Consider the following 19,792-nt stretch of genomic DNA (forward strand, 5'->3'; position numbering starts at 1 on the left):
TCTTCGGGTCTCTCCTCTTCTGTTCCGGTAGTTTTTCCTCCGCCCGCCGTCCCCTTTGCTACCCGGCCCGGGGGCAGGGGCCGGGAGCAGGGAGCCAGAAGCAGGGAAGGGGGAAGCAGAAGGTGCAGGAGCGGGTTCAGCGCTCCTGTGCCAGAGCCTCGAAGAGAAGTGCGATGGCCTCGGCTCCGGGATCGGGGATATCGGCCAGCTGCTCCGGCGGGATATAGGACGCACGGCCCGCCCGCGCCGTCATGCCGCGCGTGCTGTCCGCCCCTTTCCGCGCCGCCTGTGCGGCCTCGCCGATCGATGCGCCGGATTCGAGGGCATCGATCGCCGGGAGAAGCGCGTCGAGCATCGTGCGGTCGCCCGGTCTTGCGCCGCCATAATCCTGCATTTTCCCGACGCCCTTCCTGAGTCCCCGGCGCCAGTCGGTATCGCTTCCCGTCGTGGTGAGCAGGATGGAGAGGAGAACGCCGCTCGACCCCCCGCTGTGACGGGCCAGCAGGCGCCCGAGTGTGGCGGCAAGAAGATCCGGAGATGCGAGAGGAAGCCGGTCGATGACCCTGAGGATCTGGCGCGCCGCGTCGGCGAAGGTCGAACCGGCATCGCCATCGCCGCAACGCGCGTCGAGCGCGTTCAGTGCGTTTTCCCGATCGATCAGGATTTCGGCCCCGCGCGTGATCAGCGCATGGGTGAAGGGCTCCTCTGAAGCGGGGTCCCGGAACGTCTGCGGAAGCGTTGGTGCCGGGCAGGTGGCGGCGGGGCCGAACGGTGCAACTCCCGGCCAGGCGAAAGGCGTTGCAGGCGCCTCGAGAAAGGCCACGAAATCCGGTGTGGCAGGCAGGGCCGTCAGGGAAAAACCGTTCATGTCCAGCGCCGTCATGAGAGGCGCAGGACCGACGATCCACCGCGCGCGCTGCGCGAGTGCCGTGCGGGAAAAGCCTTCGACGAGCGCGCAGGCCTCGATCGGCGGCACGCTGCCCAGCATGTTGAGCATGATGACGAGATCCTCGTCCCTGGGTAGGCTCGCCATCAGCTTGTCTGCAGTCCGCGCGACGAGATCGTCCAGACATGCCAGAGGGATGCGCTCGACACCGGCCTCGCCATGGATGCCGAGGCCGAGTTCCGCCTCGTCATCTCCCAGCCGGGGCGACTGATCCGGCGTATAGACATTGCAGTCGCTCAGCGCGAGACCGAGCGAGAAGAGCGAAGAGGCGACACGACCGGCGAGCGCTGCCACCGTCTCGAGCGGAAGACCGGCCTCCGCTGCCGCCCCGGCGATCTTGTGCACCAGAACGGTGCCGGCGATGCCGCGCGCCCGATCCGTGCGCCCCAGAGCGATATCGTCCCCCACGATAACCAGTTCGACCCGGTATCCGAGGGCTTTCGCCTGTTCGGCGGCGATCCCGAAATTCAGACGATCTCCGGTGTAGTTCTTGACGACAAGAAGGCAGCCAGCCTCTCCCGTGACCGCACAGATGGCCGCCAGAATGGCATCCACGCCGGGCGACGCGAAAAGCGCACCGCAGACCGCGCCGGTCAGCATGCCCTTCCCGACAAAACCGGCATGGGCGGGCTCGTGGCCCGATCCGCCGCCCGAAAGAATGGCGACCTTGTCGTGAGACCAGTCCTTTCTGAGCACGACATGCAGATCGTCCTGTCCGTCCAGCCGACACAGCTCCGCCCCGTAAGAGGAACGCAGGAGGCCTTCGATACCTTCCGCGACGATGGTTTCCCGACGATTGAAGAACCGCTTCATGATCCGCCTCCGCTCGATAGGGCTCGCTCCGGAGCCGACAGGGAGCAGCCTAGGGAAGGTGCTTCTTCAGGAACACGCCGTATCCGACCGGAACGAAACACTTTGGTGTGACGAACCGGGAATATGACGAACCGGGGATGCGACGAGCCGGGGAAGCGACGGGCCGGGCGCGTCGGCACGATCGGAGGGAAACGATTGGCAGGGGAGTGGGCATTCGTTACGGTGGGAAAAGATTATCGTGCAACAAAGTCGGGATCGCACAGTTTTGGACATACCAGCCAAGTCGGGTTCTCATCCGCCCCAGCAGACGGACGAGGGATATCACAAGGATCTCGGGCGACGTCAGGTCCAGATGATCGCCATAGGCGGGGCCATAGGCACCGGGCTTTTTCTGGGGGCCGGAACCCGGCTCGAGCAGGCGGGACCGGCTCTTGCCATCGATTATCTCGTCTGCGGCCTGTTCTGCTTTCTCATCCTGCGCGCCCTTGGCGAACTGGTCATGTATCGCCCAAGCGCGGGAAGCTTCGTCTCCTATGCCCGCGAGTTTCTCGGAGAGAAAGCGGCCTATGTCGCGGGCTGGCTCTCCTTTCTGAACTGGGCCATGACGGGTATCGTCGATATCACCGCCGTTGCCCTCTACATGCATTTCTGGGGCACGTTCGATCATGTGCCGCAATGGGTGTTCGCTCTCGCAGCTCTGGGCATCGTGGGCACGATGAACATGATCGGGGTGCGCTATTTCGGCGAGATGGAATTCTGGTTCTCGCTGGTCAAGGTGGTGGCGCTGGCCCTGTTCCTCATCTGCGGCTGCCTGATTCTCGGCACGCGCATGCCGGTCGGAGGCGTGACGCCCGGTTTCCATCTCATTTCCGAAAACGGCGGGATCTTCCCGCATGGTATCATGCCAGCGCTCTTCCTCATGCAGGGTGTCGTCTTCGCCTATTCGGCCATCGAGCTCGTCGGTACGGCAGCGGGGGAATGTGCCAATCCCCGTGCGATCATACCCCGTGCCATCAACAGTGTGATCTGGCGGATCGGCCTGTTCTATGTCGGCTCGGTGGTTCTCCTCGTCTGCCTGCTGCCGTGGAGTGCGTATCACAAGGGGGTCAGCCCGTTCGTGACCTTCTTCGAGGCCCTGGGCGTGCCCCATATCGATACGGTCATGAATATCGTCGTCCTGACGGCAGCGCTCTCTAGCCTGAATTCGGGGCTCTATTCCACCGGACGGATCCTGCGCGCCCTCGCAATGGGCGGTTCCGCCCCGAAAGCCCTGGCGAAAATGAACCGTCAGTCCGTGCCGTATGTCGGCATTCTGACGACGGTCGCCGTCTATATGGTCGGTGTCGGTCTCAACTATCTCATCCCGTCCCGCGTGTTCGAGATCGTGCTCAATGTTGCGGCCCTCGGGATCATCAGCACCTGGAGCTTCATTCTGCTCTGCCAGATCCGGCTGCGGCGATGCGTGGATCGCGGAGAGATCGAGAATGCGGGCTTCCGGATGCCGGGCGCACCGTTCACGTCCTGGCTCACGCTCGGCTTTCTCGCTCTCGTGCTGGTGATGATGGGGCTCGATTATCCGGAGGGCACATATACCGTGATCGCGATCCCGCTCATTGCGGCAGCCCTGGCCGCAGGATGGGGGCTGGTTCTGATGGGACGCCGTCGCCAGCAGGGCTGACCGCAGAGGGGACGCCCGGTCAGCCCTGCCGGGCGGCCGCGGAGCCCGGTTCTTCGGCGGGTTCGCCCTCCCACCGGGCGATGACCGCAGCGGCGAGCGAGTTTCCAACGACGTTTGTCGCCGAGCGGCCCATATCGAGGAAGGTGTCGATCCCGAGGATGAGGAGCACGCCTTCCTCGGGCAGGTGGAACTGTCCGAGCGTGGCCGCGATGACCACCAGAGAGGCGCGCGGGATTCCTGCAACGCCCTTGCTGGTCAGCATCAGGGTCAGAAGCATCGCGATCTGCGTGCCCCAGGGAAGGGCGATGTCGTAGGCCTGTGCGATGAAGATGCTGGCAAATGTGCAGTACATCATCGTGCCATCGAGATTGAACGAGTAGCCGAGCGGCAGGACGAAGGCAGAAATCCGCCGCGGGACGGGAAACTGCGAAAGACGCTCCAGCATGAGCGGATAGGCGGCCTCGGAACTCGCAGTCGAAAAGGCGAGGAGGAAGGGCTCGCGCATGAGGCTGACGAGGCGCCGGGCGCGGGGACCCAGCGTGACGAATGCCGCGACGATCAGCGCCAGCCAGAGCAATGCGAGAGCGATATAGAACTCTCCCATGAACTTGCCGTAATTGACGAGCACGCCGAGCCCGTTCGTCGTGATGGTTGCGGCCATGGCGCAGAACACCGCGAGAGGCGCCAGCCCCATGACATAGGTCGTCACCTTCAGGATGATGCGCGAGAGGCTTTCCGTCCACGCCATGACGATCCGGGCCTGTTCGGGGAGGGCCGCGCAGGCGACGCCGAAAAAGATCGAGAAGACGACGATCTGGAGGATCTCGTTTTCCGTCATGGCACGGAAGATGGAATCCGGCACGATGTGATTGACGAAACCGTCAAGCGACATGCCGCCGGTGGATACGGGAGAGCCGCCGCCACCGTGCGTCCGGTGCATACCGAGTCCGGGCCCGAACAGATTGACAAGGATCATGCCGAGGGTCAGCGAGAAAAGCGACGCCCCGAGGAACCAGATCATGGCCTTCCCGCCGACGCGTCCGACCGAACGGGCATCGGACATATGACCGATGCCTGTCACGAGGGTCGAGAAGACGAGCGGCGCGATGATCATCTTGATCAGTCGCAGGAAGACGGTCGAGCCGATCGAGAGATAATGGGCAAATCGCTGCTGCGTCGCGGGATCGGCAAGTCCGGCATGGGCGGTTCCCCCCGTCGCGATGCCAAGACACATGGCCGAGAGGATGAAGAAAGTCATCCTGTTGCGTTTCATCCTGTCGTCCTCGTGAACCGTATCGCGGGGTGATCATGCCGAAAGGGCGAGCCGCCTCCGGCCCGGAGAGATGAGCCGCCTCCGGCTCGACGGCGTTCTAGCCACGTTCGACCTAAACGACAAACGCGGCCCGAATGCCCAAGGAGGCTGCGCGTCCGCAGCGCGAACCTGCCATCATGCTGCTTGTTTCGCCCCCGGGACCGTTCTGGCATTGAACCGGCCACGCAACTCCTCCATACGAACCGGAGGCATCGCGCTCCGGGCGCGCAACGGAGGAGATGAAGGTGCTTCAGAACATCACGGCGGTTGTGTTCGGATTTGTATTCGGCCTTTTCACCCTGATTATTTCAGTCATTGCACTAATAGAAGGTTATGTGCGCAGTGTTCTCGACCGTATCGGGATTCCCGATCAGATCCAGACAGCGCTCCTCGCTTTGCTCCTTCTCGCGCTCGTCGTGGTGTCGTTCCGTCTGTTCGGAAAACTCTTCGGCGTGCTGATCGCGATCGGCCTGGTCGCTTTGCTGCTGCACGCCCTGTTCGCGCCCCCTCTCGAAAACGGCGGCGCCCGGATACCGGGCGGTGCTGGCAGCAGCGTGTCTCTCTGACGGCAAGACGGAAGAATGCTCGTTCTCGCCCCGCAGGGGCGGGATCCTGTCGCATGGGCCTGTCGGCAGGGCGTGAAGGTCGCATTGGCCCTGTGGGCAGGGCGTGAAGAACGATGCGAAAGGGGGAGGCGTGGTGGCTGGTGTCCGCGGCGGGATTCGAACCCACGGCCCCAGGATTCATACCACTTCGGCTTTCGCCGCCGACGCGTGACGCGTCGTTCGTGGTCTGGACTGTCTCTTCACCATGATCCGGCAAGCCGGATGACAGGTGCTGCCCGTACAGTCTCTACACCTTCGGCGATTCCGGAGAATCGACGCTTGGCTCGGGATCGGCACGGCATGGATGCCAGAGCTTTCCCCGAATTTGAGCAGATCCGCCATGAGGTTTCCCGCCATGACGCCCAATTTTCAGGAATCCTGTGCTCTATCCTGCTGAGCTACGCGGACCACCATCGGCATTGTATGGCCGCTCCCAGGCGCAGGCAAGGTGTTGCGTTTCAATTTTTTCTGTTCCCCGTGATCGGTTGCAATACTGGCAAGTCAAAGTAAGATTGTTCTTTGCAGCAAGTTTGCGCTCCGATAGGAAACATGCATTAACGCATGTCATCTCGACAGGACGTGGGAGATTTACTGCTTTTCTTTCCCAAAGGGGCCACTGTCGACAAGCACTCTCTCGGCATTACCGTCCCATGACGCCATTGTCCGGCGCTCTGCGGACAATACGATTCGTAAAAAAACCGAGATAAGGAATGTGATATAAGGCTTGATGAAGAGAAAGCGTGAAGTAATGTTCGATCTGGCCATACGTGGTGTAGCAAAAACCGATTCAACCCTTCTCCGCCTCCGTCTCATAGGGCGTATGGAAGCCACGACTCTGACCGGCGAGAGCGTTCTTCCCGTGGGCGGAAAGACGAAGGGCCTGCTCGCCATTCTGGCGCTTTCCGATCGAAAGCCCATTCCGCGCTCTCATCTCGCCGAGCTGCTCTGGAGTCGGCGTCCGGACGATCTGGCCCGCGCCTCGCTCAGGCAGGAAATCCATCGTCTGCTCGACGCGCTCAGTCCGCTCGGAGTCGATGTGATCGACGTGCAGCGTCATACGCTTGCGCTCAAGCCGGCCCTGACCTCTGTCGATGTCGAGCGTATCCTGAACGGTGGCAAGTCGATCCTGCGCGATCTCCCCTCGCCGAGCGAGGTTCTTCTCGGCGAGCTGAACGGAATCGACCCCGCTTTTTCCGAGTGGGTCGAGGCCCAGCGCGCGCGTCTCAACCGTCATATCTATCAGGTCTTCGAGAGCGCCCTGCGCACGCAGGTGGACCCCGATTCGATTCTCGAGACGGCCGATCACCTGCTCCTGCGGGACAGTCTCAACGAAGCGGCATGGCGGGCCCGTATCCAGGCATGGGTGACCAAAGGAGAATATGCCCAGGCCGCGGCCCTCGGCGACCAGGTCGTCCAGCTCTTCCAGGATCAGCTGGGAACGGTGCCCGGTCCGGCGACGATGGCGCTCGTGCGCGGGCTGCAGGAACGGATCGCTTTCGATACCTATGCGAAGACGCATCACGGCCCCTCTGCCGAGTCCGACACGGCGCTCGTTCCTTCCGATCAGGCTCCGGAAGCCTCCGGTCTCTTCCCGGGTGGGGGAGAGGGGTCGTTCCTCTCTGCCGGTCCGCCGGTTCGCAGTCTCGGCACGATCGCCGTCGCGCCGCTGAAAGCGACGGGAAGCGCGCATGCGGAGAGCCTTGCGGCCGAGCTGACGGAACGTCTCGAGGTCAAGCTCGTCGGCCTCCAGACCTTCACCGTGGTGCCTTTCCCCGAAAAACCGCAGGGAGATGCCACGCCGCTTCTGGGCAATACGGCCAATCCCGGGACGGATTACGTGCTCTCCGGTCTGGTACGCTCGAATTGCGATCACGGCGAGAATTCCGAAGGCTATGTCATCATACGCCTGCTGAATCTCCGTCAGGATGGCTGCGTGGTCTGGGCCGATCGCTTCGAGCTGCCCAAGGATACGCGCGCGCAGCGTGCGCTCCTGTTCTACGTCATGAAATCGCTTCAGTGGTCTTTGTTCGTTTCGGAGGGGCAGCGCATGATGTCGCGTCCGATCTCCGAACTCTCGGCCTTCCAGATGGCTGTCCGTGCCCTGACGCTCATGTTGCGCTGCGATGTCACCTTGTCCTCCGAACTCGAGGATCTCGTCGAGCGCGCCTATCAGACCGATCAGGAATCGGTCTTCGTCCTGTATGTCCGGTCGTTGATCCGGTTTTTCCTTCATCTGGAAAACTGGTCGGGATCGTCCCAGAACGAAATGGAGGAAATCGCTTCCGCAGCCGGTTACGTCGCCATCCAGCTCCGCTCCAATCCGCTCGGCGTCTGGCTCTCGATGCTGACGCGTACCTTCACGCCGGGGCAGCTCGACGAGGCGAAGGCGCTGACCGCCGAATATACCGGGGCAGGGGGTGTCTTTCCGGCCATCGCCATCTCCCCCTCGATTCATGCGCTCAAATCCGTCCAGGCGCTTCTCTCGGAAGACAGGGAGACCGCGCTCAGTGAGATCCAGATGTTCCGGGCACTCCGGGCCTCCCAGCCATTGGCGGTTCTCTCCGAGCCGTTCAGCATACTCGTGCTCGAAGCAGCCGGAAACGCCGAGGAGGCCCGTCAGGCGGGCGCGGCGTTCGTGAGTCTGTATCCGCGCAGCGCGGCGGGCGTCCTGTACTATCTGGTGGCGCTGGCAGCGCAGGGGAACAGCGAGGAGACCGAACGGGTCAAGCGCCAGTTCCTGCGTCTCGTGCCCGATGTCACGATTGCCGGGGTGCTTCTGCGTCATGCCTTCCTGCCCCAGAGCATGCAGAGCTGGTTGCGCGACATGCTGGCCCGGGTGGGAATCCCGCACGGCTGACGCCCGATCGGGCAATTTCTTCTCTCCCCTCCCGACATCCCGTGCTCCGCCTGGACACAGAGCCGACTTGGCGTTGCAGGGCGGGCAGGATATGAACGGAGTCTCGAGCCGGACGCGGGTTTCGCGATCGGGGATTTCGACACGCGGCCAGTGCCAGTCTAATAGGGACATCATGACACCTCGTTTGCAGCCGATCGCCCCCTCTTCCCTGCCCGCATGGGCCAGGAGTCCCGCAAGACGGCTGATCGCCGTTCTGCCGGTCCTTCCCGTTCTGGCCCTGAGCGCCTGCGGGGGAGGACGCGATCCTGACAGCCTCACCCAGCCGCGCAACCATCTGCTTGGCGTCGATCGCGGCGCCACGGGGGGAGATGACGAGCTCAAGGGTGGCGTGAACGCCTATCTGTGGCGGGGTGCGATCGACACGCTCTCGTTCATGCCGTTCGCCTCGGCGGATGCGAATGGGGGCGTGATCCTGACCGACTGGTATCAGCCGCCCTCCAGCTCGGGCGAGCGTTTCAAGATCGCTGCCTATATCCTCGATCGCCGCCTGCGTTCGGATGCGCTGCGCGTCTCGGTATTCCGTCAGGAAAAACAGGGCAGCGAATGGGTCGATACCCCAGTGGCGACGAACACGACCTCGGACATCACCACACGTATTCTCGCGCGTGCGCGCCAGCTCCGTGCCGATAACGGCAACCGGAACTGAGTGCAGCGAACCGATACCAGCAGACCGGAACACGACAGGAAACAATGACGGACCAAGAGACCCTCGGCTACGATTTCGAGACGGCCGAGCCCAGGTGGCAGGCAGCATGGGAGCGCATCCGCGCCTTTGCCGCCGAGGATCATCCCGCCGCCGACAAGCCGAAATATTACGTCCTGGAGATGTTTCCCTATCCGTCCGGACAGCTGCATATGGGGCATGTGCGCAATTATGCACTGGGGGATGTCGTCGCGCGGTACAAGCGTGCGCGCGGTTTCTCCGTGCTGCACCCCATGGGATGGGATGCTTTCGGCCTTCCGGCGGAGAACGCGGCCCGCGAGCGCGGGGTGCATCCGGGGCAATGGACGCTCGACAACATCGCCTCGATGCGCGTCACGCTGCAGCGCCTCGGCTTCTCGCTCGACTGGGATCGCGAGATCGCAACCTGTCTGCCGGAATATTACGGGCACCAGCAGAAGCTCTTTCTCGACATGTTGCGCAAGGGCCTGGTCGAGCGGCGCGAATCCTCGGTCAACTGGGACCCGGTCGACAATACGGTGCTCGCCAACGAGCAGGTCGTGGATGGTCGCGGCTGGCGCTCCGGAGCGCTGATCGAGAAGAAGCGCCTGTCGCAGTGGTTCCTCAAGATCACCGATTTTGCCGAGCCTCTCCTCGAAGGGCTCGACACGCTCGATCGCTGGCCTGCCCGCGTGCGCACGATGCAGGAGCGCTGGATCGGTCGTTCGGAAGGGGCGCGGATCCGTTTTCCCCTCCATGCGCCCCCGGAAGGTTTCGACGTCGATCGCGATTCGGTCGAGGTTTTCACCACGCGTCCCGACACACTGTTCGGCATGAGCTTCGTTGCGATCGCAGCCGATCATCCGCTTGCCGCCAAGGTGGCGCAGGATAACGCGGCCGCGCGTGACTTCATCGAGGAATGTCAGCGTCTCGGCACGTCCGAGGAAGCCATCGAGGCTGCTGAGAAGCGCGGATGCGATACCGGGCTGAGGGTCGTCAATCCCTTCGCTCCCGATGAGACGGTGCCTGTCTGGATCGCCAATTTCGTGCTGATGGAGTACGGCACCGGTGCCGTGTTCGGCTGCCCGTGCGGAGACCAGCGCGATCTCGATTTCGCACGCAAATATGCCCTGCCCGTGCGGCCTGTCATCCTGCCTCCGGGCGAGCAGATCGGCAGCTTCGCGATCGGCAGGACCGCCGTCACGGGCGAGGGGACGCTCATCAATTCCGGATTTCTCGACGGGCTGGATACGGCCGAGGGAAAACGCAAGGCCATCGAGCGCCTCGAGGGAATGGGAGTCGGGCGCGGCGTGGTCAACTGGCGCCTGCGCGACTGGGGGATTTCCCGCCAGCGCTACTGGGGATGTCCGATCCCGGTCATTCATTGCGCGCAATGCGGTGCCGTTCCCGTTCCGGACGATCAGCTTCCCGTGCGCCTGCCGGAAGATGTCACGTTCGACCGTCCCGGCAACCCGCTCGACCATCATCCGCACTGGAAGCATGTGACGTGTCCGCAATGCGGTGCCGCGGCGCAACGCGAGACGGATACGTTCGACACCTTCGTCGACAGTTCTTGGTATTTCGCGCGTTTCACGGCGCCGCATGCTGCCGGGCCGATCGATCCTGTCGCGGCGAATTCATGGCTGCCCGTCGATCAGTATATCGGCGGAATCGAACATGCGATCCTGCATCTGCTCTATGCGCGTTTCTTCACACGCGCCATGCACGAGACTGGGCATCTGGACGTGGACGAGCCTTTCGCAGGGCTCTTCACGCAGGGCATGATCACGCATGAGAGCTATCGCGACGAAAGCGGCTGGCTCGCGCCCGAAGACGTGACACGCAGCGGCGACGGCTATGTCCGTCGCGACAACGGTCAGCCCGTCCAGCTCGGACGCTCGGAAAAAATGTCCAAGTCCAAGCGCAACACGGTCGCCCCCACGGCGATCATCGAGCGTTTCGGTGCGGATACGGCGCGCTGGTTCGTTCTGTCGGACAGCCCTCCGGAGCGGGACATGGAGTGGACCGAAGCCGGCGTCAGCGCGTCTGCCCGTTTCGGACAGAGGCTTTACCGTCTCGTCCAGGCCGTCTCGGCACAGGTTCCCCGCGACGCATCGTTCGGCGAGGGGGGGCGGTCCCTGCGTCAGGCGACGCATCGGACCATCGTGGCCGTTACGGAGGCGCTCGAGAATTTCACGCCCAACGTCGCCGTGGCCCGTCTTCACGAGCTGAGCGCGGCTCTCGGCGAGGCGGAAAAGAGCGATGAGCCCGGAATGGGCGCCGCACGACGCGAGGCTGCGCTTGCCCTGGCCCTGCTCGTTGCGCCCATGATGCCGCATCTGGCCGAGGAGATGGTTGCCCTTCTCGAGCCGGAGGGCGCTCTGGTGGTGGAGCGCTCCTGGCCGGAGGCGCTGCCCGAGTTCCTCACGCGGGACAGCGTCACGATGGGCGTCCAGATCATGGGCAAGCTTCGCGGCACGATCGAGGTGCCCCCCGATGCCCCGTCCGACATCGTTCTGCCTCTGGCCGAGGCGGAGCCGAACGTGGCGCGGATGCTCGAGGGCAAGCGCATCGTCAAGCGCATCCATGTGCCGAACCGGATCGTCAATTTCGTGGTGGCGGGCTGAACTCATGCGTCGTCTCGTCCTGCTTGCCTGCCTGGCTCTGAGTGGATGCGGCTTCAGGCCGCTTTACGGTACCGACGATGCAGGTGGCGGGCGTGTCGCGCAGGAATTGCAGCGGATCTATGTCGCCAATATTCCCGAGCGTTCCGGTCAGCTTCTGCGTCTGGCTCTACAGGAGCATCTCGGAGGTGCGAGCACCCGCTCGCCGGACGGTTATACCTTGCAGGTCAGCAACGCCGTGAATGCCTCTGTGGTGGACATCCATAGCGACAATACCGCAGGTCGCTTCCGCGAACTGGGTTCGGCGCATTGGAGGCTCTATACCGTCGAGGCAGCGCCGCGCATGCTGGCGGAGGGCGATGCGAGTCTGCTCGACGGGTTCAATGCGACGTTCGAGCAGTATCTCGCCCAGACCCTGAACGAGGAGACGGTGCGGGCGCGTCTGGCGGATAATCTGGCCCAGGCTGTCCGTCAGCAGATCGCCGTCTGGTTCCGCACGCATGTGAAACCGTCCCGCGACGATGAGCGCGACGTTCCGGCCTATTTCGATCCGAACGCCATGCCGACCCCGAACGGTCAGCCCTATGAGAAGGCCGGGCCGGACGGATTCCCGGCATCGGCCACGGGGCGCACGGATCTCAACAACCGGGAGAACTGACCCGGCATGAAGATCGACTCCCGCGCAGCCTCGCGTACCCTTGCCGAGATCGGAAACTGGCGGGCCGTCCTGCTGCACGGAGACGATGCCGGTCTGATACGGGAGCGCGCGCGTGCCTGCGTGCGTCTCGTGGGCGGCTCGACGGACGATCCGTTTCGTGTCGCCATTCTCGACGCCGATCAGCACGCCCGGATCGAGGAGGAAGCGGGAGCGCTCTCGCTCATCGGCGGTCGACGGGCCGTCTGGGTGCGCGAGGTGCAGGATTCGGCGCTCGCAGGCGTCATGGCGGCGCTCTCCCTGGATACCGACACGCTTCTGGTGCTCGAGGCTCCGGGCCTCGCTGCGCGAGCGAAGCTGCGGACGACTCTCGAGGGACATCGTTCCGTGGCGGTCATCGGCTGTTATCCGGAAGAGGGGCGGGCTCTGGCCGGGTCGCTGTCGGGGTTGTTCCGCGACGCCTCCGTCTCCATCGATCGTGATGCCCTGACCTGGCTGTCTTCCGTGCTCGGTGCCGATCGTGGCGCGGTCCGTCAGGAGGTCGAGAAACTCATTCTCTATGCCGGGGAAGGCGGGCGGCTCGGTCTCGACGATGTGCAGGACTGTATCGGCGATTCCGCCACGGCAACGCTCGACGACGCGACGAGTGCGGCAATGGCGGGCGACCGTGTTTCTGCCGATACCGCGCTCGAGCGCGCGCTGGCAGAAGGGCTCTCGCCGATCGCGCTCGCTCGTGCCTGTCTCTCCCTGATGACCCGGCTCGGCAAGGTCATGGGCTGGATGGATGAGGGAAAATCGCGTCAGGAAGCGCTGAAACAGCTGAGACCGCCTGTCTTTTTCCGGAAGGCCGAGAGTTTCGGCAAGGCGCTCGAGCGATGGGACCGCGAGACCCTCGCCCGGGCCTGCGAGGCCGTTCAGGGGTTCGAACGCGCCTGCAAGCAGACCGGAAGCCCCGATCTCGCACTCTCCCGTCGTCTGATCGCCCAGCTCTGCCTCGGTCCCAGGTCGTTCCGGGGTTGAAATCGTATCGGGGTTCTGCCACCCGTGAGAGATCGGGACGCCGCCTCAGTGGAGAGATCTTCATGCCTCCTGTCGCCATGATGTGTGGAGACGATCGGGCCGGAGTCTCCTCTTGAGGGTGTCGCTCGCGTGGCGCGGCGCGATCGGGCGCCCATCCGTCCTGTTCGCCTGCATCGTTCTGGTGGGGCTCTGTCTCTCGGCCTGTCTTGCGCCATTTTATGCGCAAGGCGTGGGTGTCGACCCCTTCGCGTCCAATCTTGCGGGAAGCGTCATGCGCGACGGGCGGGTCGTCGATGTCATGCAGCCCAATGACAATCCGCTTCACCTCGGCCTGACCCCGATCGGTCCGTCCTGGCGCTGGGGCGCGTACAGCCTCGGCGCGGATTCGCAGGGGAGGGATGTGGCCGCGCGTCTTCTCTATGGCGGGCGCAGTTCTCTTCTGATCGCGGGCGCCTCGGCCTGTCTGTGTCTCGTGCTCGCCACGGGTTGCGGCATGGTGGCAGGTGTCTTCGGCGGGTGGATCGATACGGTTCTCTCCCGCCTGCTCGATATTCTCTGGGCGGTTCCCGTCTATCTTTTCGCAATCAGCCTGTCGGTGGTCACGGTCGGTCACGATCTCCGCTTCGGTCCTTTCCATATCGGAGCGGACAGTTTCCTTCTCCCGATCGGGATCATCGCGCTCATCTACGTTCCCTACGCCGCGCGACCGATCCGGGCGCGTACCAGAAGCCTCATGACGAGTGGCTTCGTCCTTGCCGCGCAAGGGCTCGGTGCCTCTCCGGTCAGGATCGTCCTGAAGGAAATCCTCCCGTCCCTGATCGACACGTTGCTCGTTCTCGCCCCGCTGATCATGGCGCTCTGTCTGCTGGCCGAATCCGCTCTGTCGTTTCTGAGTCTCGGGGTCCAGGCACCGGCGGCCTCCTGGGGAAGCCTGATCCATGACGGGGAAGGTCTGATCTACAGCCGTCCCGTCGTTGCGATCGCGCCGGGTCTGGCCATCGTGCTCACCGTGCTCGCGCTCAACATGCTCGGTGAGGCTTTGCAGAACGGGGTGCGCCCGATGAGGACGCGATGAGAGGCGTGCTCTCCCGGCTGGGGCAAACGCTCTTCGTCCTTTTCGGCATCTCCGTGCTGGTATTTGCGGTGTTTTTCGCGACACCGGGGTCGGATCCCTCCGCGCGTATCGCAGGACGGGGCGCGAGCGAGGAAACGATCGCACGGATCCGGCACGAATACGGCTTCGATCGGGGGCTTGTCGCGCGTTACCTGAGCATGATGGACCATCTGTTTCTCTCCCGGGATCTGACGTCCTACGTCAATCACGGGCAGAATGTGGTCGCCGAGGTCTTTCACGCCGCGCCGGTGACATTGTCTCTTGTGTCCTGGGCGGCCCTCTTCTGGGTCGGGGGCGCGCTGGTCACAGGGATGCTGGCCGCATGCTTTGCCGGACGCTGGCCGGATCGGCTCCTTTCGGGTCTGGGTATTCTCGGTCTTTCGGTTCCGGTCTTCTGGCTTGGCGAGATGGTCAATCTCCTCAGCCAGAGCCGGTTCCACGATACGATGCTGTTCCGCTGGGTCCCGGCTCTGGGCTATATCCCTCCCGGGATTTCCCTGACCGGATGGGCAAAATGCCTGATCCTGCCTGCGCTGACGCTTTCGATCGCCTTCATCGGCATCTATGGGCGCATTCTGCGGAGCGATCTTCTTGCCGCCATGCAGGAGGATGCCCTTCGTACCGCGCGGGCCAAGGGGGCCGGTCCCGTCCGGCTCTGGGTCTTCCATGCCCTGCGCCTTTCGGGCCTGAGCGTCGTTTCCCTGTTCGGTCTCGATTTCGCGCAGCTCCTCGGAGGCGGTGCCCTCCTGACCGAGGTCGTGTTTGCGCTGCCGGGCGTCGGCCATCTGACCTATCAGGGTCTGAGCACGCTCGATCTGCCCCTGATCATGGCGACGGTCATGTATTCGGCATTCTTCGTCGTCATCGCCAATGTCCTTGTCGATGGTCTCTATCGTCTGCTCGATCCGCGTATCGGATCCCGTTCGGGCACAGCTGCAAGAGGGGGGCGCTCTCATGGATGACGCCCTGCTTTCGATCGACGCGCTCCGTCTGGCTCTTCCCTCCGGCGCGCGTCTTCTCGATGGCGTCAGCCTGCGACTGGAGCGGGGGCGGATCCTCGGCGTGGTGGGCGAGTCCGGCTCCGGGAAAAGCCTGACTGGCCTCAGCGTGCTCGGCCTTCAGCCTCGGGGGCGCCTTGAGGGAAAACTCGCTTTCGAGGGGCAAGACCTTCTGGGGTTCGGTCCAGGGGACTGGCGTCGCTTTCGCGGAAGGCGCGCAGCGATAATCTTCCAGGATCCCATGACGGCTTTCCTGCCGGTACGTCGTATCGGCGCGCAGATCGCCGAGCAGATCCGCCTCCACAGCCTTTGCTCGCGACGCGAGGCCGAGACCCGCGTGATCGCGCTCCTGTCCCGGATGGGGGTTCCGGCGCCTCGCGAGGCTGCCCGACGCTTTCCGCACGAATTGTCCGGCGGGTTGCGCCAGCGCGCCATGATTGCGATGGCCCTGTCCTGCGATCCGGATCTGGTCATTGCCGATGAGCCGACAACCGCGCTCGACGTGACCGTGCAGGCGCAGATACTCATGCTTCTGCGTGAGATCGGTGCGCGTCGCGCCGGGGTGATGCTCATCACCCACGACATGGGGGTGGTGGCCCAGATCTGCACCGATATCGCCGTGCTCTATGCGGGCGTGGTCGTGGAGAGCGGTCCTGCCGAGGCGGTGCTCCGCACGCCGTGGCATCCCTATACCCGGGCCTTGCTGCGGGCGATTCCACCGATGGACGGAGCGCGACCCGATCGTCTGCCGACCATAGAGGGCACGCCGCCTGCACCGGAGGCACGTCCGCCCGGCTGCGTCTTCGCGCCGCGCTGCCCCGAACGCCGCGCTGCCTGCGCTTTCCGTCCCGCATTGCGGAGGCATGAGGACCGTTCCGTCGCCTGCGTGCTTTATCCGTGATGCCCCCGCCCGTGACGCCCCCGCCCACGATCCCCCTCCTGCAAGCGCATTCCCTCTCGAAATCCTTCGCCCTCGGCCGGAGACGGGTCTGGGGTGAGAAACGGTTCCTGACGGCGGTCGACGATGTTTCCCTGAGCCTGGGGGCGGGGGATTCGCTCGCCCTGGTGGGCGAATCCGGTTGTGGCAAATCGACGCTCGGCCGGTTGCTCATGGGCTTCGACGCTCCGGATCGGGGGCGGGTCATGTTCGAGGGGCAGGATCTCGCGCGGCTTCGCGCAGGAGAGAAACGACGCCTGCGCGCCAGAGTGCAGATGGTGTTCCAGGATTCCGGATCGTCCTTCAACCCGCGACGCAGTATCGGGGCCACTCTGGCCGAGCCCTATCGCATTCACGGACGCGCCTGGTCGAGAGCCGCGATCGAGGCCCTGCTCGAACAGGTCGGTCTGTCCGCTTCCCTGTACGAGCGTCATCCGGTGGCGCTGTCCGGTGGGCAGAGGCAGAGGCTGAACATCGCCCGCGCGCTTGCGTTGTCTCCACGGCTCGTCGTCGCGGATGAGCCCGTCTCGGCGCTCGATGTCTCCGTACAGGCCCAGATCGTCAATCTGCTTCGCAGGCTCCAGAGCGAACTCGGACTGGCATCGGTGTTCATCTCGCACGATCTGGCAGTCGTCAGGCAGATCGCCGATCGCATGGCGGTCATGTATCTCGGCAGTCTCGTCGAGGAGGGGGAAACGCTGGCGACGCTGGCGCGACCGCTTCATCCCTACACCCGCGCACTCGTCGAGGCGGTTCCCCGACCGGGGCGGGCGCTCGTCGCACCGCTCGAGGGCGATGTTCCGGATGCGGTTTCGCCGCCGGGCGGATGCCGCTTCCATACGCGCTGCCCGGTTGCCCGGCCCCTTTGCGCGCAGGAGCGGCCGAAGCTCGAAACCATGGGGCAGGAGAGGAAAGTGGCCTGCCACTTTCCTCTGGTGTGAGAGAGGCATGAACCGGAAGGGCCGGTTCGATGGCGCGCGATCTGCGGCCCGTCACCCCACGGGGGGAGGAGACAGGCAGAGGGAAAGGGTCAGAAGCGCTGGGAGATGCCGGTCAGGATCGTACGGCGCAAGCCGTATTGCGGCGCACCCACGCCGATGCCCGATCCGTCGCGGATCTGATAGGTCTTGTCGAACAGGTTGAGCACGTCCAGACGGAGCTGCGTGCGCTTGAGGAACGGGACATGGAACAGATCGCGGAAGGACTGGACCAGAGAGAGATTGAACGTGGCGTAGATGGGCACGGAACGACCGTTCGGAACGGCGCCGTCGGCGCGCAGACCGCTTCCATAGACCATCGAGGCGGAAATCCTGGTGGGATGACCCGTGCGATAGAAGAACGAATAGGCGCCGCCTGCTGAGGCCGTCCATCTCTGGTCGTGATCGAGATGGATCCAGCGATGCTGGATATAGGCCAGATCGTCGGGATCCATGGTCCACTGGGCGGTCGTGATGTCCTTGCCTATGGCGCGAGACCATGCCGCATTGCCGTAAAGCGAGAGGGGGCCGTGCTCGTAATTGGTCGAGAGTTCGTAGCCGTTCACCTGCCCGCGCCGGTAATTGAATGCGGAGAGGATGATAGGCGCCCCGAACTGTCCCTCATCGATCATGTTCTTTGCAAGTTTGACATAGGCATCGAAGGAGGCATGCCATCCCGGAAGCAGGGTCTGGGTCACACCTGCGTCGAAATAATGATCGCGCTCGGCCTTGACGGTATTGTTCTGCAGGGTCTGGGGTTCGTTCGACGTTCCGACATATTTGCCGAGCGATGTATTGGCCACCAGCTCGAAGGGCGGGGGCGTGAAATATCGCGAGTAGCCGGCATGCAGAACACCGCCGCGCCATGCGCGCCAGACGATATTGATGCGCGGACTGACCTGCTTGGCGTGGGTATATTCGTCGACACCGTCGAAACGCAGCCCGTAATTGATGGTCAGGTTCTTCACCGGACGCCACTCGTCCTGTGCATAGAGCCCGTACATCCATCCCGTTCGTCCGCTGCCGTCGTGAACGGTCCGGGTGCTGCCGTCATAGACGAGCGTTCCGTCATCCTCGATGCCGGTCTGCTGATAGACGATCGAGTTTGTCTTGGAGACATTGCGCTCGACATAGACCTGATACCCGAAACGCACCGTGTGCTGGCTGTTGGCATGCCATGTCACATCGGTCTGGGAACCGGTCGAGAAGACCGAACGTGCGGCATGCTGGCTGATGCCGTTATAGACGAGATCGCCCAGCGGGTCCGGGGAGTAGCCCAGCGAGGAATAGCGCGCGATGACCGAACTTTGCAGACTGACCGTGCCCATGTCCTTCTGGAGGGACAGAATCCCGAAATCGGTGATTTCCTTCTGACGTTCGTTCAGGCTCGCGCTGTCGACACTGCCATAGACCTGCTGCGAGAGGGCGGAGTCGAGAAAGCTCGGATTCGCAAACTGACGCTGCTGTCCCGGATTGTTGGGCAGCTGATATTGCGCGTTCGAGACGCCGCCCGTCAGGCTGATACGGGTATTCTCGTCGGCCGTGTAACGCAGATGTCCGAGCGCATGATACTGGTTGCTCAGATCGTGGATCGGGTTGAAGCTGGAAGTCGGATTCTCGACACCGACCCGGTTGTGAACGAAATCCGCCGTTCCGAAGAAATCCCATTTCCCGGCGTGACCGCCATATTGGAGCGACGGGAAGAAGTAGTCGCGCGCCCCGCCATAGATCGCGGCATCGCCGCCGGGGTCCGCGCTTCCGTTCTTGGTGGTCAGATCGATCACACCGGCCTGGAGAAATCCGTATTCGCTCGGGAGGGCGCCGGTGGTCAGCGATGCCGAATGGGCGAAACGGGTCATGAGCGCCTGACCGAAAACGCTCAGCCCTTCGGGGAGCTGAACGCCGTCCAGCCGGAACTGCACCTCGTTATGATCGCCACGTATGTGGATCTGGCCGAAACTGTCCTGTGCGACGCCGGGTGCCTGCAACAGAAGCGTGTTCAGGGGCGCATTGTCGCCACCCGGATTGTTCTCGATGTCGCGTCGCGTGAAGCGATATGTCGTGGCGCCGGTCGAGGACTGGAGGGCGGAGCGGATCTCGTCCAGACGCGCATTGACGATGATATGCTCTTCATGCGGCACGGATTGCGGCAGGGGAGTGGACGCATCGGCATCGAAAGAGGTGCGTGAGGCGGTCGTCCCGGCAGTTTCCGCGTCGCTCCGTGACCCTGTAGACGGGACGATGTTGCGGGGCGGGGACGACTGGGGCACGGCGGAGGTGGCGGGGGCGGACGCGCCCCGGCTTGTCGCGCCCCGGCTCGTCGTGGCCCGGCTCGACGCGGCCTTGGCCTGGCCGGCCCCGGCGGGCGCAGCCAGGGCCGGGGTGGTCAGGGTCCAGACGGTGAGTGCAGGAAGCGAGCACGACAGAAGCAGGATGTGCGATCGCAGGGATCGGGTAGGCGTCATGACAATCCCTAGGAACTGGAAGGAAATCGGATCGATAGCGTCATTACTTTGTATGATATAACATAACAAC

14 protein-coding genes are annotated in these 19,792 nt (G+C 63.7%); 11 read left to right on the plus strand and 3 right to left on the minus strand.

The window, feature by feature from the left end:
* Positions 1-136 precede the first annotated feature (136 nt).
* Positions 137-1,759 (minus strand): dihydroxyacetone kinase subunit DhaK, encoded by a 1,623-nt coding sequence (locus SSA02_RS10705; RefSeq protein ID WP_147094075.1) that lies wholly within the window; start codon positions 1,757-1,759, stop codon positions 137-139.
* 265 nt (positions 1,760-2,024) lie between these two features.
* On the opposite strand from SSA02_RS10705, the gene SSA02_RS10710 reads away from it, so the two are divergent.
* The gene (locus SSA02_RS10710; protein WP_246103857.1) at positions 2,025-3,437 is read left to right on the plus strand and encodes an amino acid permease; all 1,413 of its coding nucleotides are present in this window, start codon (positions 2,025-2,027) and stop codon (positions 3,435-3,437) included.
* A gap of 19 nt (positions 3,438-3,456) precedes the next feature.
* Here SSA02_RS10710 and SSA02_RS10715 read toward each other — a convergent pair whose 3' ends face one another.
* Positions 3,457-4,695 (minus strand): dicarboxylate/amino acid:cation symporter, encoded by a 1,239-nt coding sequence (locus SSA02_RS10715; RefSeq protein ID WP_246103858.1) that lies wholly within the window; start codon positions 4,693-4,695, stop codon positions 3,457-3,459.
* Positions 4,696-4,988: 293 nt separating this feature from the next.
* On the opposite strand from SSA02_RS10715, the gene SSA02_RS10720 reads away from it, so the two are divergent.
* From SSA02_RS10720 to SSA02_RS10765, 10 genes are all read left to right on the plus strand, one after another.
* Entirely contained in the window at positions 4,989-5,315 is a 327-nt protein-coding gene (locus SSA02_RS10720; RefSeq protein WP_147094077.1) for a hypothetical protein, read from the plus strand.
* A gap of 766 nt (positions 5,316-6,081) precedes the next feature.
* Complete coding sequence (locus SSA02_RS10725; RefSeq protein WP_246103868.1) at positions 6,082-8,211, plus strand: BTAD domain-containing putative transcriptional regulator; 2,130 nt, start codon at positions 6,082-6,084, stop codon at positions 8,209-8,211.
* Between the two features lie 172 nt (positions 8,212-8,383).
* A complete protein-coding gene (locus tag SSA02_RS10730) occupies positions 8,384-8,917 on the plus strand; it encodes a DUF3576 domain-containing protein (RefSeq protein ID WP_147094079.1) in 534 nt (177 codons plus the stop codon).
* A 44-nt stretch (positions 8,918-8,961) separates the two neighbouring features.
* Entirely contained in the window at positions 8,962-11,559 is a 2,598-nt protein-coding gene (gene leuS, locus SSA02_RS10735; RefSeq protein WP_147094080.1) for a leucine--tRNA ligase, read from the plus strand.
* 4 nt (positions 11,560-11,563) lie between these two features.
* Positions 11,564-12,214, plus strand: coding sequence for a hypothetical protein (locus SSA02_RS10740; RefSeq protein WP_147094081.1), 651 nt, complete (start codon positions 11,564-11,566; stop codon positions 12,212-12,214).
* A gap of 6 nt (positions 12,215-12,220) precedes the next feature.
* Positions 12,221-13,231 carry a DNA polymerase III subunit delta gene (gene holA / locus SSA02_RS10745; RefSeq protein WP_147094082.1) on the plus strand — a complete coding sequence of 337 codons (1,011 nt, stop codon included), beginning with the start codon at positions 12,221-12,223 and terminating at the stop codon, positions 13,229-13,231.
* A gap of 118 nt (positions 13,232-13,349) precedes the next feature.
* Complete coding sequence (locus SSA02_RS10750) at positions 13,350-14,306, plus strand: ABC transporter permease (RefSeq protein ID WP_246103869.1); 957 nt, start codon at positions 13,350-13,352, stop codon at positions 14,304-14,306.
* Positions 14,303-15,307, plus strand: coding sequence for an ABC transporter permease (locus SSA02_RS10755; RefSeq protein WP_147094084.1), 1,005 nt, complete (start codon positions 14,303-14,305; stop codon positions 15,305-15,307). Before SSA02_RS10750 ends, SSA02_RS10755 begins: the two co-directional genes overlap by 4 nt.
* On the plus strand, positions 15,300-16,244 hold the full coding sequence (locus tag SSA02_RS10760) for an ABC transporter ATP-binding protein (RefSeq protein WP_246103859.1): 945 nt from the start codon (positions 15,300-15,302) through the stop codon (positions 16,242-16,244). The genes SSA02_RS10755 and SSA02_RS10760 overlap by 8 nt, the downstream gene beginning before the upstream one ends.
* Complete coding sequence (locus SSA02_RS10765; RefSeq protein WP_147094153.1) at positions 16,244-17,221, plus strand: ABC transporter ATP-binding protein; 978 nt, start codon at positions 16,244-16,246, stop codon at positions 17,219-17,221. Before SSA02_RS10760 ends, SSA02_RS10765 begins: the two co-directional genes overlap by 1 nt.
* 89 nt (positions 17,222-17,310) lie before the next feature.
* On the opposite strand, the gene SSA02_RS10770 is transcribed toward SSA02_RS10765, so the two are convergent.
* The gene (locus SSA02_RS10770; protein WP_186807767.1) at positions 17,311-19,722 is read right to left on the minus strand and encodes a TonB-dependent receptor; all 2,412 of its coding nucleotides are present in this window, start codon (positions 19,720-19,722) and stop codon (positions 17,311-17,313) included.
* Between the last annotated feature and the right edge of the window lie 70 nt (positions 19,723-19,792).

This window comes from Swaminathania salitolerans (genome assembly GCF_007988945.1).
Classification (GTDB): domain Bacteria; phylum Pseudomonadota; class Alphaproteobacteria; order Acetobacterales; family Acetobacteraceae; genus Swaminathania; species Swaminathania salitolerans.